Origin of the sequence: Anabaena sp. WA102, from assembly GCF_001277295.1 — a bacterium.
Taxonomy (GTDB): Bacteria; Cyanobacteriota; Cyanobacteriia; order Cyanobacteriales; family Nostocaceae; genus Dolichospermum; species Dolichospermum heterosporum.
This window is the reverse complement of the sequence record NZ_CP011456.1, coordinates 2,924,956-2,940,608: the sequence shown is the minus strand read 5'-3', so window position 1 is coordinate 2,940,608 and position 15,653 is coordinate 2,924,956. Positions and strand designations below refer to the sequence as shown.

General features: G+C 39.2%; 14 protein-coding genes. 6 read left to right on the top strand and 8 right to left on the bottom strand.

Annotated elements, in window-relative coordinates; translation table 11 throughout:
- Positions 1 to 451: 451 nt before the first annotated feature.
- The 5 genes from AA650_RS29115 to AA650_RS12670 all read right to left on the bottom strand — a co-directional run bounded on the left by AA650_RS29115 (position 452) and on the right by AA650_RS12670 (position 5,176).
- Complete coding sequence (locus AA650_RS29115) at positions 452 to 580, bottom strand: hypothetical protein (RefSeq protein ID WP_257720871.1); 129 nt, start codon at positions 578 to 580, stop codon at positions 452 to 454.
- Positions 581 to 692: 112 nt separating this feature from the next.
- Positions 693 to 1,229, bottom strand: coding sequence for a COP23 domain-containing protein (locus tag AA650_RS12685; protein ID WP_081424217.1), 537 nt, complete (start codon positions 1,227 to 1,229; stop codon positions 693 to 695).
- Positions 1,230 to 1,346: 117 nt separating this feature from the next.
- Entirely contained in the window at positions 1,347 to 2,072 is a 726-nt protein-coding gene (locus tag AA650_RS12680) for a S1C family serine protease (protein ID WP_053539294.1), read from the bottom strand.
- An 889-nt stretch (positions 2,073 to 2,961) separates the two neighbouring features.
- Complete coding sequence (locus AA650_RS12675) at positions 2,962 to 4,689, bottom strand: succinate dehydrogenase/fumarate reductase flavoprotein subunit (RefSeq protein WP_053541280.1); 1,728 nt, start codon at positions 4,687 to 4,689, stop codon at positions 2,962 to 2,964.
- A 172-nt stretch (positions 4,690 to 4,861) separates the two neighbouring features.
- On the bottom strand, positions 4,862 to 5,176 hold the full coding sequence (locus tag AA650_RS12670; protein WP_039203801.1) for a hypothetical protein: 315 nt from the start codon (positions 5,174 to 5,176) through the stop codon (positions 4,862 to 4,864).
- A gap of 345 nt (positions 5,177 to 5,521) precedes the next feature.
- Between AA650_RS12670 and AA650_RS12665 the strand changes: the two genes are divergently transcribed.
- From AA650_RS12665 to AA650_RS12645, 5 genes are all read left to right on the top strand, one after another.
- Complete coding sequence (locus tag AA650_RS12665; RefSeq protein WP_053541279.1) at positions 5,522 to 6,847, top strand: folate/biopterin family MFS transporter; 1,326 nt, start codon at positions 5,522 to 5,524, stop codon at positions 6,845 to 6,847.
- An 85-nt stretch (positions 6,848 to 6,932) separates the two neighbouring features.
- On the top strand, positions 6,933 to 8,399 hold the full coding sequence (locus tag AA650_RS12660; protein WP_053539293.1) for a carotenoid oxygenase family protein: 1,467 nt from the start codon (positions 6,933 to 6,935) through the stop codon (positions 8,397 to 8,399).
- Between the two features lie 349 nt (positions 8,400 to 8,748).
- A complete protein-coding gene (locus AA650_RS12655; RefSeq protein WP_053539292.1) occupies positions 8,749 to 10,038 on the top strand; it encodes a Glu/Leu/Phe/Val family dehydrogenase in 1,290 nt (429 codons plus the stop codon).
- A 120-nt stretch (positions 10,039 to 10,158) separates the two neighbouring features.
- Positions 10,159 to 11,262: an AAA family ATPase gene (locus AA650_RS12650; RefSeq protein ID WP_053539291.1), complete on the top strand. Its 1,104-nt coding sequence runs from the start codon at positions 10,159 to 10,161 to the stop codon at positions 11,260 to 11,262.
- Positions 11,262 to 11,951 (top strand): DUF4276 family protein, encoded by a 690-nt coding sequence (locus AA650_RS12645; RefSeq protein WP_053539290.1) that lies wholly within the window; start codon positions 11,262 to 11,264, stop codon positions 11,949 to 11,951. Before AA650_RS12650 ends, AA650_RS12645 begins: the two co-directional genes overlap by 1 nt.
- 738 nt (positions 11,952 to 12,689) lie before the next feature.
- On the opposite strand, the gene typA is transcribed toward AA650_RS12645, so the two are convergent.
- The 3 genes from typA to AA650_RS12630 all read right to left on the bottom strand — a co-directional run bounded on the left by typA (position 12,690) and on the right by AA650_RS12630 (position 15,377).
- Entirely contained in the window at positions 12,690 to 14,480 is a 1,791-nt protein-coding gene (gene typA, locus AA650_RS12640; RefSeq protein WP_039204906.1) for a translational GTPase TypA, read from the bottom strand.
- A gap of 162 nt (positions 14,481 to 14,642) precedes the next feature.
- Positions 14,643 to 15,113, bottom strand: coding sequence for a type II toxin-antitoxin system VapC family toxin (locus AA650_RS12635; RefSeq protein ID WP_053539289.1), 471 nt, complete (start codon positions 15,111 to 15,113; stop codon positions 14,643 to 14,645).
- On the bottom strand, positions 15,114 to 15,377 hold the full coding sequence (locus AA650_RS12630) for a hypothetical protein (protein ID WP_053539288.1): 264 nt from the start codon (positions 15,375 to 15,377) through the stop codon (positions 15,114 to 15,116).
- A gap of 118 nt (positions 15,378 to 15,495) precedes the next feature.
- Here AA650_RS12630 and AA650_RS29110 point away from each other — a divergent pair, with 118 nt between their 5' ends.
- Positions 15,496 to 15,630, top strand: a complete 135-nt coding sequence (locus tag AA650_RS29110; RefSeq protein WP_257720870.1) for a hypothetical protein — start codon at positions 15,496 to 15,498, stop codon at positions 15,628 to 15,630.
- The last annotated feature ends 23 nt before the right edge of the window (positions 15,631 to 15,653 follow it).

Below are 15,653 nucleotides of genomic sequence, written 5' to 3'. Positions count from 1 at the left end.
CTTTAAGTAGGTTGGGTTGAGGAAAGAAACCCAACACTTCTTGACAACTTCTTTAAATTAGTTGGGTTGAGGAAAGAAACCCAACACTTCTTGACAACTTCTTTAAATTAGTTGGGTTTCACTTCGTTCTACCCAACCTACAATCTTTGAGAATCTGGTGCTTGAATGCGATAAGATTCACCTGGATTGATTACATGATCATTAGTTAAATAAGTAGGTTGGGTTGAGGAACGAAACCCAACACTTCTTGACAACTTCTTTAAATTAGTTGGGTTTCACTTCGTTCTACCCAACCTACAATCTTTGAGAATCTGGTGCTTGAATGCGATAAGATTCACCTGGATTGATTACATGATCATTAGTTAAATAAGTAGGTTGGGTTGAGGAACGAAACCCAACATTTCTTGATAACTTCTTTAAATTAGTTGGGTTTCACTTCGTTCTACCCAACCTACAATCTTTGAGAATCTGGTGCTTGAATGCGATAAGATTCACCTGGATTGATTACATGATCATTAGTTAAATAAGTAGTTAAATAAGTAGGTTGGGTTGAGGAACGAAACCCAACACTTCTTGACAACTTCTTTAAGTAGGTTGGGTTGAGGAAAGAAACCCAACACTTCTTGATAACTTCCTTAAATTAGTTGGGTTTCACTTCGTTCTACCCAACCTACAATTTTTGAGAATCTTCTTTATTGCATTTTATTCGCTGGTGGTGTATTTAGAAATTGGCGAATATCAATGTAAAATTTAAATTTATCTCCTCCAGAACTTTGTGCAATAGGTACTGTCTTAGCACTGCCAAACCAGAGTTTGTTTAACTGTTTGAGAACATCCCTAGACTTGTCCTGAGGTCGCAATGTAAATAATACAGTATCACAACCACCATCAATTGAACTCACAGAACAAATTACTTTGCTCCCATTTTGAACACCATTGGTAACGTAATTAAGACTGCCGTTATTAAAAGCTGTTTGGAAGTTATCAGAAACTTTTTGACAACGTTGTTGTGGTTTAACTCCTCCTAAAACAGATGTCCAAGTCACCATTGCTTTTTGGAAATTTGGTGTCCAAAGAAAAGTGGTAGGAACAGACTTTCCATTTTCGGAGTAACGACTTGTAGAACAGATAAAGCGAATTTGATTATTAGCGTCTTCTTGAGCAAAAACCGGAGTAGATGCTAATGTGGTGGTTAAGAACAGTGTGGTTAATAATGTTAATTTCATCATTTCTTAAATCTCCTAATTTGGGAAAGGGACATTTAATTTCTGTGGGGTGGGCATCCTGCCTGTTCAGATAGACAAACTAGCTAGAAGCCTATACCAAGCTAAATTCTCAACAGACTATTAGCGCCGTAAACGGGAAATATTTCCCTGACGAATTGCCGTTAAGAAAGGTTGTATTTTATTTACCAGGATGGCAATACTAATACCACTATTGCTGCCATTTCTATCAAGTTGAATAGCAGTATTTACGCCAATAACTTGGGCTTGGGAATTGAGAAGTGGACCACCAGAATTACCGGGATTAATTCTAGCATCATGTTTAATTATACCATCTTGCTCGTCAATATTGCTCAAAACACCGACAGTAAAATTATTTAGATTGCCATAGCCAAAGGGACTACCAATAGCATATACAGACTGTCCCACTTGGGCTGATTTTGCTAAAGATAATGTGGGTAAATTCTTCTGGTTACGAATTTTAATGGCTGCTAAATCTATTCCATTTTTAGCAAAGCCAATCACGTTAGCAGGAAGTCGTTTCCCGTCTTCTAAAACTACAGTAACGGTTGCGGGTGCATCTTGCAAAACGTGAGCATTGGTAATAATTAACCCGTCAGAACTAACAATAAAGCCACTGCCGCTTGATTTACCTGTGTTGATATAAACTACGGCTGGACTGGCTTTTTGATTCACTCGAATGCGCGTTTGTTCTTCCGAGTTTTGGGCTATGACAGAGTTGGAATGGTGATTTGGTTGGGGAAATGCCAAGCCATTTGGTGATGCTAGAGCCTGTACGGATAAAATAGCAAGCCCTGTAACTGCTATCAGATATGGTTTTCTGTTCATTGGTGAACTTGGTATAGACTAAGGTAGCTAAGTAGAACGGCTTGAATAATTCAAAGTTTGTAGTGAGGAATTTATTCCTCATTTGAGGGCTGAAGCCCTCACTACGAAATCATCTCCAGATTTTTTACATTACTTAATCTACTTTGATTTATTTTCGTCTACTTACTTATGACATTGTATTTAGAAGATTATCCAGGATAAATGACAAAATTGAACTGTTGTTACCATTTTTGTAACAGCCTCTCATTGTGGGCATATTTGGCTCTTGCGTCTCTTTGATGGTGATTGAGGATTGATTATAACAAAACCCTTGCGGGACAAGGGTTCTGAACAATTATCTCTATATTTTCAATGAAATGCCCACACAATAAGAGGTTGTTTGAAAAGTATTAGATGAAACCAACAATCTCCGAAACCTAACCCCCCTTCCCCCCTTCCCTACAAGGGAATGGGGGTTTCAAAGCCTCTCCCCGCGTCGGGGAGAGGTTTGGAGAGGGGTTTATTGATACATTAAAAACTTTTCAAACATCCTCTTAGAGGATGTTTGAAAAGTTTTAGGTTGTGATTTTAGGCACTTACAGATCCCCCCTAACCCCCCTTAGCAAGGGGGGAACTAGAGTCAAAGTCCCCCTTTTTAAGGGGGATTTAGGGGGATCTGAAAATATTTGATACACCATGAGGGACTTTTCAAACATCCTCTAAGGCCGCCATTGATTTTGAACCAGGTTTTCCATAAAAAGAACCGAATAACCGCATATTTTAGAAAATTAAATATTACATCGGTTTCCGCTCTTATGAGGTACAAAGTTGAATCATGAAACTCTTGTAGTGCGGGCATCTTGCCCGCTGGATATGTACCTCATAACACCGGAAAGTGCTGTATCTTTAATTAATATTTTCGCTCTTTTGGTGCAAACATTGTGATTGTCACGGGACGATATTGAATGTCAATTCCTGTGGGTGAATAATAAGCCATTGTGTGTTGTAAAAACTTATTATCGTCCCTTTCGGCAAAGTCTTCTCTAAAGTGTGCGCCGCGACTTTCTTGGCGGTTGAGGGCGGAAGTTAAAATGGTTTGTCCAACTACCATTAAACTTTGCAATTCTAAGGCTTCAACTAATTCTGTATTCCAGCTTTTTCCTTTGTCATCTAAATATATTTGTGAATATTTTTGTTGTAGTTGGGCGATTTTTTCTAATCCCTGACGCATTACTTCGTCGGTGCGGAAAACGCCACAATTTTCAGTCATATTATCTTGAAAAGCTTGACGGATTTGATTAATTCTGTACTGTCCTGGTTGGTCTATTAAGAGTTGTATTTGTTGTTTGGCTTCGTTGATGTAGCGTGTTTCATCTATGGATGGTAATTGCCGATTTTGGACATAATTAGCGATCGCTGCTCCAGTCCTTTTACCATAAACTACACATTCTAATAAGGAGTTACTACCGAGACGATTTGCACCGTGAACAGACACACAAGCAGTTTCCCCAGCCGCAAAAAAGCCTTCGACAAAACTATCATTATTACTTCTAACTTGTCCGTCAGTGTTGACAGGAATACCACCCATACAATAATGATTGGTAGGACGAACCGGCATCGGTTGAGTTACAGCATCTACACCAAGCAAACGATGTGCTTCTTCCCAACAGAAGGGAACACGACTCATGATTTTTTCCTTACCCAGATGGCGTAAATCCAGATAGACAAAGGGACCACCCGCGCTACCATCAGTATTCACTCCACGACCAGCCCGGATTTCATAGGTAATTGCCCGTGAGGTAATATCACGAGGGGCTAATTCCATGCGACTGGGGGCGTAATTAGCCATAAAGCGATCGCCATCGGCATTAATCAAATATGCCCCTTCACCGCGCACAGCCTCGGAAATCAGCACCCCCACAGGATACAAACCCGTAGGATGAAACTGGACAAACTCCATATCTGCCAAAGGTAAACCAGCCAAAGCTGTCATCGCCAAACCATCACCAGTAGAAGCATAATCATTAGAAGTCGTGTTATAAACCCGACCATAGCCCCCCGTAGCAAACATCACAGCCTTCGCCCGTAACACCTCAATATGCCCATCCAACAGGTGAAACATCACCACACCCTTCGCCTGGCCATCCTCCAAAATCAGGCGCATTACATACCATTCTTCGTAAATCTGCACCCCATAACGGCGCAAATTATTAACTAACTCATGTAAAATTGCATGACCAGTTTTATCAGCCGCATAACAAGTGCGGTTGTGAGAATGTCCACCAAAAGCCCGTTGAGCAATCCGACCATCAGGTAAACGAGAAAACAATACCCCCAGATGTTCCAAATCAATCACCACATCCGGTGCTTCCTGAGTCAAAATTGCCACCGCATCTTGATCCGCCAGATAATCGGAACCCTTGACAGTATCAAAAGCGTGAGCTTCCCAAGAATCCGTACCATCCACATTTTTTAAAGAAGCCGCCATACCACCTTGAGCAGCCACCGAATGAGAGCGAATTGGGTGAGTTTTGGCAACTACCGCTACCTTTAAACTAGGGTCAGTCCGGGCAATTTCCACCGCAGCCCGACAGCCAGCCAAACCACCACCAACAATAATTACATCATGTTCAAGCATCATCAACCACCGATTAAAAAAAAATTCCCCATCTACAAGACAGGGTAATAGAGAAATTGTAAATTTGACATCTGGTGCAAAAAAATGTAGAGACGCTTCATGTAACTTCTCTACAAGGGTTGTAGCAAACACACATTTAATTTTTACCAAATGTCTATTGGTGAAATCCCCTTTAGCTAGTTACTTGGACTGGGTTTTGTGAAATACTACTTTGTATTGATTCTGTCTTGGTTTTTGGCTCTACAGCATTGAGTTCAATATTATTTAATAAAGTCGTCACAAAGGCGAAAAGTAAAAAAGGTAGAGATAAAAGAACCACAAGACCTACCGTAGCTAAAGCGTATACAGGTCTTTTTGCGCCCATTAGTGCTAAAGCTGATGCCAAGCTAATAGTAATCGTAATTAACCAAACAATAATTTGACCGTAAATATCACCAAAAGTTAAGGTACAGACAAAGCGATAGTTTTGAATATTATTTGTGTTCATTTTAAAACTGGCCTCAATTTTGTCCTATAGCTTCTACCTTAAATCTATGTTTGCCTCAAGAACAATTTCTCAATATATTTCCAAGGTTTGTAATATTACTTTACAAAAAACTAATGTTCAGTCACATCCCCTGGGAAATTGTCAATTAATGTGTTTTATATATAACCATTTATACAGAGAACACGGTTAAAAAGAAAGTTTCTTCTATACAAAATTCACCAAAGGCGATCGCTCGACTGACAGAATCAAACCGGATTCCTATAGTTTCATAATTAATAAAAACTTATCCTCAATTTAAAAATCTATGATATAAAAGTAAATAAAACTTAATCATTATTCATGCAAATGCTAAATGACTCCCCTACCTTACCCAAATTCAAAGATTTACTAACCAAAAAAATTCTCTTAGGTAACGAACCCAGTGCTGAGTTAATAGCAATTCTTACCATCTATTTTGTTCAAGGTATACTGACATTATCGCGTTTAGCTGTCAGCTTTTTTCTCAAAGATGAATTACTATTAGGTCCCGTGCAGATGTCAACAATTATGGGAATCTGTACTATACCTTGGATGATTAAGCCATTATATGGGTTTATTTCCGATAGTTTACCCATATTTGGTTATCATAGAAAACCTTACATAGTTATGTCAGGAATTCTGGGCTGTGCAGCTTGGGGATGTTTAGGAACAGTCGCTCATACCAGTACAACAGCCACAATTATGATTGTACTTTCTTCTGTCTCTGTGGCTATTAGTGATGTGATAGTTGATTCCATAGTAGTTGAAAGAGCCAGAAACGAATCAGAAGCCAAAATAGGTTCTTTACAATCTCTTTGTTGGGGTAGTTCAGCTATTGGTGCCTTATGTACAGCTTACCTTAGCGGGTTACTTTTAGAATATTTTACCACCCGTATAGTATTTTTAATAACAGCATTATTTCCTTTAATTATTTCATCTGTAGCTTGGTTAATTACTGAAAAACCTATTAATAAAGATCACAAAAAAAGCAACAACACAAAAGATCAACTACTAAAAATCCGCCAAGCAATTACTCAAAAAACAATTTGGTTGCCCACATTATTTATATTTATTTGGCACGCTACACCAAAAACTGAATCAGCATTCTTCTATTTCACAACTAATGAACTCCACTTTCAACCAGAATTTTTAGGACGAATTCGGTTAGTGACGAGTTTTGCTTCCCTAGTTGGAGTTTGGGCTTTCCAACGTTACTTTAAGCACATTCCCTTTAGAACTATGATTACTGCGGGTATTTTCCTATCCACAGCTTTAGGAATGACGAATTTATTATTAGTAACGCACACCAACAGAATGTTAGGCATAGATGATCATTGGTTTAGCTTAGGTGATAGTTTGATTATTACTGTGATTGGGCAAATTGTATTCATGCCCATATTAGTATTATCAACAAAGCTTTGCCCTCCCGGCATAGAAGCCACATTTTTTGCGTTAATCATGTCTGTATTTAATGTAGCAGGAACAGTTTCCTACGCATTAGGATCAATCATGATGAAATGGTTAGGAATCACAGAATATCAATTTGACTCCCTGTGGTTATTAATCATTCTCACTAGCTGTACTTCTCTGATACCCATATTTTTTGTTAAATTGCTACCAGATGATAGAATTGATAATGATGTACTTATTTAATAGATAAAAATCTCGAAGACAATTAGATTTATCTCTATATTTACATCCCTGGTTTTCTGAAAAAACTTACCATAGCCAAGAAAAAATGCAAATATTAGAACCTCAAGATCAGCAAAATCTCCAAAAATCCTACACTCTCAAAGATTGGCAAGGAGGATATGAATCTCTTCACCAGGAATTTGATTACTGGATTGATGATATAGAAGGAGAAATACCACCAGAATTGCAAGGAACATTATTTAGAAATGGACCTGGTTTACTAGATATTAATGGGCAAAAATTACATCATCCCTTTGACGGTGATGGCATGATTAGCCGCATTACATTTACCAATGGCCGCGCCCATTTTCGTAACCGCTTTGTTACCACAGCAGGTTATTTAGCAGAAAAAAAAGCGGGTAAAATTCTTTATCGTGGTGTTTTTGGTACACAAAAACTGGGCGGTTGGTTAGCTAACATCTTTGATTTCAAAATCAAACATATTGCTAATACTAATGTAATTTATTGGGGTAAAAAACTATTAGCACTATGGGAAGCATCCGAACCCTATTTACTTAATCCGCACACTCTAGAAACATTAGGGAATGAATACTTCAACGGTGTTTTATCTAAAGGGGAAGCCTTTAGCGCCCACCCGCGAATTGATGCAAATGGTACATTAGTTAATTTCGCTATTACACCAGGACTATCAACTACAATTAACATATTTGAGTTAAATACCGACGGAGAAATCACCAATAAACAAAATCATAGCGTTGCTGGTTTTTGCTTCATTCATGATTTTGTGATTACAGAAAATTACTGTATTTTCTTCCAAAATCCTGTTAGTTTTAACCCCATACCTTTTGCCTTGGGAATATCTAGCGCCGCCCAATGTATTAAAGTCCAAAAAAATCAACCTACAAAAATCATCATTATTCCTCGCCAAAACCCAACTAAAAAAATCAAAGTTTTAGAAACTCAGGCAGGTTTTATTTTCCATCATGTTAATGCTTTTGAAGTGGGTAATGAAATTATCATTGATTCTATTTGCTATGAATCATTACCAGAAGTTGAACCCAATAGCGATTATCGAGAAACAGATTTTGATGCCAATTCTCCTGGCAAACTTTGGCGGTTTAATCTGAATTTACCAACCAATACAGTCGAAAATCATTTAATAGATGATCGATCTTGTGAATTTCCCACAATGCACCCTCATCATGTCGGTAAATCCTATCGTTATCTATACACGGCTGCGGCTCATAAATCAACGGGAAATGCTCCCCTACAAGCAATTTTCAAACTTGATTTAGAGTTACAACAAAGACAATTATGGAGTGCTGCACCAGCAGGTTTTATCGGTGAACCAATTTTTATTCCTCGTCCAAATTCCCAAACAGAAGATGATGGCTGGCTAATAGCCTTAGTTTATGATGCAGAACATCATCGTTCAGATGTGGTAATTTTAGATGCTGTAAATTTGGAAAAAGGTGAAATTGCAAAACTACACCTCAAACATCATATTCCCTATGGCTTACACGGGAGTTTTACACCTGAAACATTCATTTAATTAATATAGGTTGGGGAAAAGCTTCTGCGTCACCCAACCAAGTCATCAAAATTTCAGGTGTTGCTGATAGCCTGCGTGGCGTATCAGCCATATTGAGGTATAAAATTACCAAATTGAACCTTTAAAACTCTTACTCTTTGCGCCTCTGCGCCTCTGCGTGAGACTAAAATTCATACCCTTAATCAGCAACGCCGATATTTTTATAGTTTATCTGCCCAAGCGTCTTACAGCATACAAATCGAAATAAAATTGTAACAGAAACTACAAAATTGACATCTTTTTCAAAAAAGAGGGTAAGCTAACCATATCAGTCCGGTTCACAAACATACGGTGATGAGGAGTAGGTATTATGGTGACAACGTCTCTCCCACTTATAGAAAATCATTCTCCAGCGCATATTTGCCCTTATGATCAAGCCTGTAGCTATTTAGAATGGGCTGCTAAAGAATTAAAATTAGATCAAGGTATCGTAGAAATACTCAGTCACCCTCGAAAAGTTGTCACAGTTTCCATTCCCATAAGAATGGATAATGGGGAAGTGCGGGTTTTTGCTGGACATCGGGTACAACATTCGGATATTTTAGGACCCTATAAAGGTGGTATTCGCTACCATGAAGCAGTGACATTACGAGAAGTATCCGCCCTAGCCATGCTCATGACTTGGAAATGTGCATTGTTAGGCATTCCCTACGGTGGTGGCAAAGGCGGAATTCCCATAGACCCCAAAAAGTTCAGTGTGGGGGAATTAGAACGGATTAGTCGTCGTTATATTAGTGAATTAATTAAAGACATTGGACCATCCGTAGATATACCCGCACCAGACATGGGAACATCAGCGCGGGAAATGGCATGGATGATGGATACTTATTCTGTCAATGTTGGTCATTCTGTCCCCGGAGTAGTTACAGGTAAACCCTTATCTATTGGTGGTTCCCTGGGACGAGAAATGGCGACTGGACGCGGTGTGATGATTATTGTTCGTGAAGCGATCGCCGATCACGGTAAATCCCTGGTAGGAGTCAGGGTAGCAATTCAAGGCTTCGGTAATGTAGGTGGGGCAGCCGCCGAATTGCTACACCAAGAAGGAGCAAAAATTATCGCTGTTTCCAGTGCTAGTGGGGGTATCTTTGCCGAAAATGGTCTTGATATTTCCGCTGTCAAAGCCTACGCTGCGGCCAACCATCGCAGTGTGGTGGGATTTCCCCAAGGAACACCCATTAGTAATGCAGACTTATTAACTTTACCTTGCGATGTCCTGATTCCTGCCGCTTTGGAAAACCAAATTACCGCAGAAAATGTCCATCAAATCAAAGCCCAATTTGTCGCAGAAGCTGCTAATGGTCCTGTGACTTTGGAAGCTAACCGCGTTCTAGAAGCCCAAGGTGTCACCGTGTTACCGGATATTTTAGCCAATGCTGGGGGTGTGGTGGTCAGTTATTTAGAATGGGTACAAGGTCTTTCCTACCTATTCTGGGACGAAGAACGAGTCAACCGGGAAATGGAACATTTGATGGTTCAGGCTTACCGCAAGGTGATTCATGAGTCGCAAGCACGGGGGGTAAATCTGCGATTAGCTGCTTATACTTTGGGTGTAGGTAGAGTCGCGCAAGCTTTGAATGATCGGGGTTTGTATCCTTAGTTGTATTTGCAATTTAGTTTAATTGGGGTGTGTTATGGCTTTAGCCTAACGCACCTTTTTTTTAATCCCTGTACATCATCTACATATATAATCATTTTGTATAAATACTGATTGTTGATTATGCTACAACGAGTAATTATCAAGGGCTTCAAGTCCATTAAGACAATGGATCTTGAGTTGCGTCCCTTAAACATATTGATTGGAGCTAATGGAGCAGGTAAAAGTAATCTCATCTCGTTTTTCAAGATGCTGAATGAGATGATGGCCGAACGACTTCGAGAATATATCGGTATATCGGGTTCTGCTCACTCTCTCTTACATTTCGGACCGAAGGTAACACCGCAAATCGAGGCACAACTAGAGTTCAAGATTGACAATGGGAGTCTGGATATTATCTATACCATTTGTCTCAAGTTTGCGGCAGGTGATACTTTGATATTTGCTGAAGAAACAGGGACGCGAAATGGCTCACACCTACCTCAACCCTCAACCACTTACTCGTTCGGTGCAGGACATCAGGAAACAAAAATCAAGAAAGCAGCACAAGAAGGTACGCCAACAATTGCCAACACTATCAAACATTTGCTCAATGACTGTCGTGTTTACCACTTTCACGATACGTCATCTACCACGCGAGTTCGTCAATCCTGTTACAAGGATGACAACCGCTGGCTGGTGTCTGATGGTGGAAATCTAGCCGCATTACTTCTCCGATTCCGTGAAGACCATAATACAGCCTATCAGCGTATTATTAAGACAATCCGTTTAATTGCCCCATTTTTTGATGATTTTGTCCTTGAACCTAGAGCGGATTATGTTAAGCTCAACTGGCTGCACAAAGGCTCAGATCAACTATTTAGTCCAGACCAATTTTCGGACGGTACTTTGCGTGCTATCTGCCTGACTACTTTGCTTTTGCAGCCAGAAACAGAACTTCCAGCACTAATAATTGTTGATGAACCGGAACTTGGTCTTCATCCCTACGCGCTCAATGTTGTGGCTGCGATGTTTAGTAAGGCTTCCTATCATACACAAATCCTCATCAGCACCCAATCTACTTCTTTTTTAGATAACTTTAATCCTGAAGATGTAATTACGGTAGATAGAGTAGGTAAGGAATCGCAATTTAAGCGGTTAAATCCTCAAGAATTAGAAACTTGGTTAGAAGAATATAGTTTAGGAGAAATTTGGGAAAAAAATATCATTGGTGGAGGTCCACACTAATGGTAAGACTCTATTTATTTGCAGAAGGACAAACTGAACAAACATTTGCCTCTATTATTCTGCAACCACATCTGGCGCAACATCAAGTATTTATGCACCACCCTAGACTCATTGCTCATGGAAGAAAAAAGGGTAAAACTAATCGTGGTGGTAGCGGTTATGGTGATTATCAGCCAATGAAGGATGATATTTTGCGATCGCTTACTGGGGATAAAAATACAGATGCTTTCTTTACAACGATGATTGATCTGTATGCAATTCATCATAATTTTCCGGGATTAGATGAAGCTGAAATCATGCGTCAAAATCCCATAAAACGAGTCGAGTTTTTGGAGAAAAGCTTTGCTGACGATATTGATGATCGGCGATTCGTCCCGTATATTCAATTGCATGAATACGAGGCTTACCTTTTTTCTGATCCTACTTGTTTTGAGTCCTTTTATGATAAATGCTCAGACAAAGTTGAAGAACTCAAACGTATTGCCGATAAATATGAAACTCCTGAGTTGATTAATGATAGCAAGGAAACAGCCCCCAGTAAACGTATTATTGCCCAATTTCCTGATTATAAAGGCGCAAAATCTACTTATGGACCACTATTAGCTGAATCAATTGGACTAGAAGTAATTCGGAATAAATGCCCTCACTTTAATTCATGGCTTTCACGACTTGAATCATTGGGGAAATAAGCCATTGATACCCCCAACATTAACAGGGGTAAATTTTTGTGTTCATGAAATGCGATCGCAGGATAAATTCTCATGAAATTCATTGAATCGTATAAAAGATAAAAGTAATGACTCAAAAGTATTACTGGCTGAATTTTGGATTTTTGATGACAACCTTTTTTCATCAGAAATTTACCTAAACAAAGACAAAAGCTCTTTTGTATTTACATAATTTCCATCATTTCGAGGAGTAAATAATTTATTGTTTGAATTTGCCATTGTGATTATTAGCCTAATAACTGCTTGATATGTAAATTTGCACAACCCCTAGAGGTTATTTCATCCCTATTTTCAAGCATTCCCAAATTTTTGACTACAATCAATAATGGAGAACAAAAAAAATTAACTAATAGTTGTTTTGCTCATCAATTCTACTCAACACAATACTTTTAGTTTAAGAAAATGTAGGTTGGGTTGACAAAGGAAACCCAACATTATTAAACTTAATTATTAAAATCCTTGTTGCGCTGTCGCTTAATCCAATCTAATTATATATAAAAAAATACAACCCTCTAACAAAGATTGTATCATTCTTGTGAATGAATTTAAGGCGTTGCTGAATCGAGGTATGAAATTTCCAAATTGAACCTTTAAAAATCTTGCCTTTGCGTCTTTGCGCCTTTGCGTGAGACTAAAATTCATACCCTTAATCAGCAATGCCAATTTAATTAGGGTGGGGAAACCCCACCCCTACAGATATTAGCGTTTCACCAATTTCTTAGACATCTTGCGAAGACGGATAGATTCAGGTGTAACTTCCACCAATTCATCTTGAGCAATGTATTCCAAAGCTCGTTCTAAATTCATGTCTACGGGTGTTTGTAACTGAGTCAGTTCTTCACCACCAGATGAGCGGTGGTTGGTTAACTGCTTAGTTTTACAAACGTTCAATTCCAAATCTTGGGGACGATTATGTTCACCAATAATCATACCTTTGTAAACTTTTGTTCCTTCACTGATAAAGAATGCACCTCTATCTTCACAATTCTTCATCGCGTAAGCAGTAGAAACACCTTCTTCAAAGGAGATAAGAACACCCTTATTCCGGGCTTCAATATCACCGCAAAGGGGGCGATAATCAAGGAAACTGTGGTTCATGATCCCTTCACCGCGAGTCATCCGCATGAATTCACCCCGGAAACCAATTAAACCACGGGCTGCCACAATAAACTCTAGTTGGGTGCGATCGCCTCCACCTGGCTGCATATCTTGCATTTCCGCTTTCCGTTGTCCTAAGCGTTCAATACAGCTACCAACTGCATCGGCGGGAACGTCTAAAGCTAGAAGTTCAAAAGGTTCGCAAGGTTGACCATTAACTGTGCGGTAAATTACTTGAGGTTGGGATACTTGGAACTCAAAACCTTCACGACGCATGGTTTCGATTAAGATACCCAGGTGTAATTCACCCCGACCAGAAACCAGGAATTTATCGGGAGAGTCGGTGTCTTCAACGCGCAAAGCTACGTTGGTTTCTAATTCGCGGTATAGGCGATCGCGGATTTGCCGAGATGTTACCAGTTTACCTTCTTGACCAGCAAAGGGCGAATCATTCACCCAGAAGGTCATTTGTAAAGTTGGTTCATCCACCTTAATTAAGGGTAGAGCCAGAGGTTCATTAGGATCTGTAATAGTTTCACCAATATAAGCATCAGCAAAACCAGCTACAGCCACAATATAACCTGCGGTAGCTTCCTCCATTTCTATCCGTTTTAAACCTTCAAATCCCATCAACTTGGTAACTTTGCCCTTGACAATGCTGCCATCTTCTACTACCAAAGCAGCTTGTTGTCCAGCGCGGATAGTTCCATTATGGATTTTACCAATGATAATCCGTCCTAAATACTCAGAATAATCTAGGGTAGTCACTTGCAATTGCAGAGGCTTGTTAGGATCTCCCACAGGTGCAGGTACGTGGCGAAGAATGGCATTAAATAGGGGCTGCATATCTACTGATTCTGCTTCTAAGCTTTCCTTAGCGAAACCAGCCATACCGGAAGCAAATAGATATTTAAAGTCGCATTGGTCTTCATCTGCACCTAATTCTAAGAACAGATCCAAGACCTTATCAACAGCAACGTGGGGGTCAGCTTGTCCCCGGTCAATCTTGTTAATAACAACGATAGGACGCAAACCTTTTTCCAAAGCCTTTTTCAACACAAAGCGGGTTTGGGGCATTGGACCTTCGTTGGCATCAACAATCAGAATACAACCGTCCACCATGCCGAGTACCCGTTCTACTTCTCCACCGAAGTCAGCGTGTCCAGGGGTATCAACGATATTAATCAGAGTGTCTTTGTAACGAACCGCTGTATTTTTAGAAAGAATTGTAATGCCTCGTTCCCTCTCCAAATCATTGGAGTCCATGACACAATCCGGAACGTCTTCGCCTTCGCGGAAAATGCCGGACTGTTTGAGGAGAGCGTCAACAAGGGTGGTTTTACCATGGTCAACGTGGGCGATAATGGCGACGTTACGAATTGGGAGCGTCATAGAGGGTTTCGGTAAACTTTAAGGTTTTTAGATTAAGAAGCTAATTTTCGGTCGTTTTAACAGAAGTGGAGATGATTTACCAAATCTGTAACGAACCTTTAATAATTCTACCTTAATTGTCACAAATATTGTTATTTTAATAATAAATATCAAGAGCATGGTTTAGGTTGAAGAATAGTTGTGAGGATTTTTCACAAGCAAACCTGCACTGACAGCGGCTATATTCAATTCTTTATCAGCAGATACAAAAGTTAATTGAGGTAAACCATTTGCAATGCAAAGGGTATTTATGGACTCAGCAGCAGCTAATTGAACTGCATCATAGCCGCGTAAACAATATTTTTCAGCTAATCTCATTCCTGAATTAATGATATTGTCTGTAATTTCTATCACTTGATATTCAGATTCGATATCATTTTTTAACTGATGGTAGACCATTGTAGCATCTTGAATATTAATACTTCCAGCCCGCGATCGCCTACTAATTGCCGCAGTAATCTCTACAGCAGTAATAGCAGCAATAAATACATCATTTTTTAACGTAGGATTGCACAAGCTAACAACCCAACCTGAACCTATTTCCGCAACGTAGCGTTTAACTAAGGCGCTGCTATCTAAAAAATAAACGGACATTTAGCGACGTTCCTCAATAATAGTTTGAGAAACAGGTTTTCCTTCTGCCTGAATAAGTTTTCTTTCATGTTGTTTACTGTCAGCAGGTTGTTTAATTTGTTTCACCAAACCAGAACTTAACAGTGCTTGATGAAAGTTTGTGATTTGATTAACTTGTGCTTTATCAGCTAGACATATTTGGATAGCTTGATTAAGTTGCTGTAGTTCATCTTGTTCTAAACTATCAAGCTGACTGAGAATTTCCTTGAGAATTGTTTGTGGCACAGGTTTTTAGTTTGTAGTCAAGTGTTTTCTACTATTTTAGACAGATAATAACCTGAAATTAGCACTTACAACTAAAATTGTGCCAAAATGAACTTATAGATTTATAAGTTTACAGGTTATGGCTTGGTTGTCAGGACAGCAATTACAAGATGGTAAATATACCATAGAAAAAGAATTAGGTTTAAGAGTGGTTGTTAGGATTTTCTACAAACAAACCTTCACTAACAGCGGACTAGCTGAGATTAATATATAAAGTTTGTTGTTTAAATAGAGACT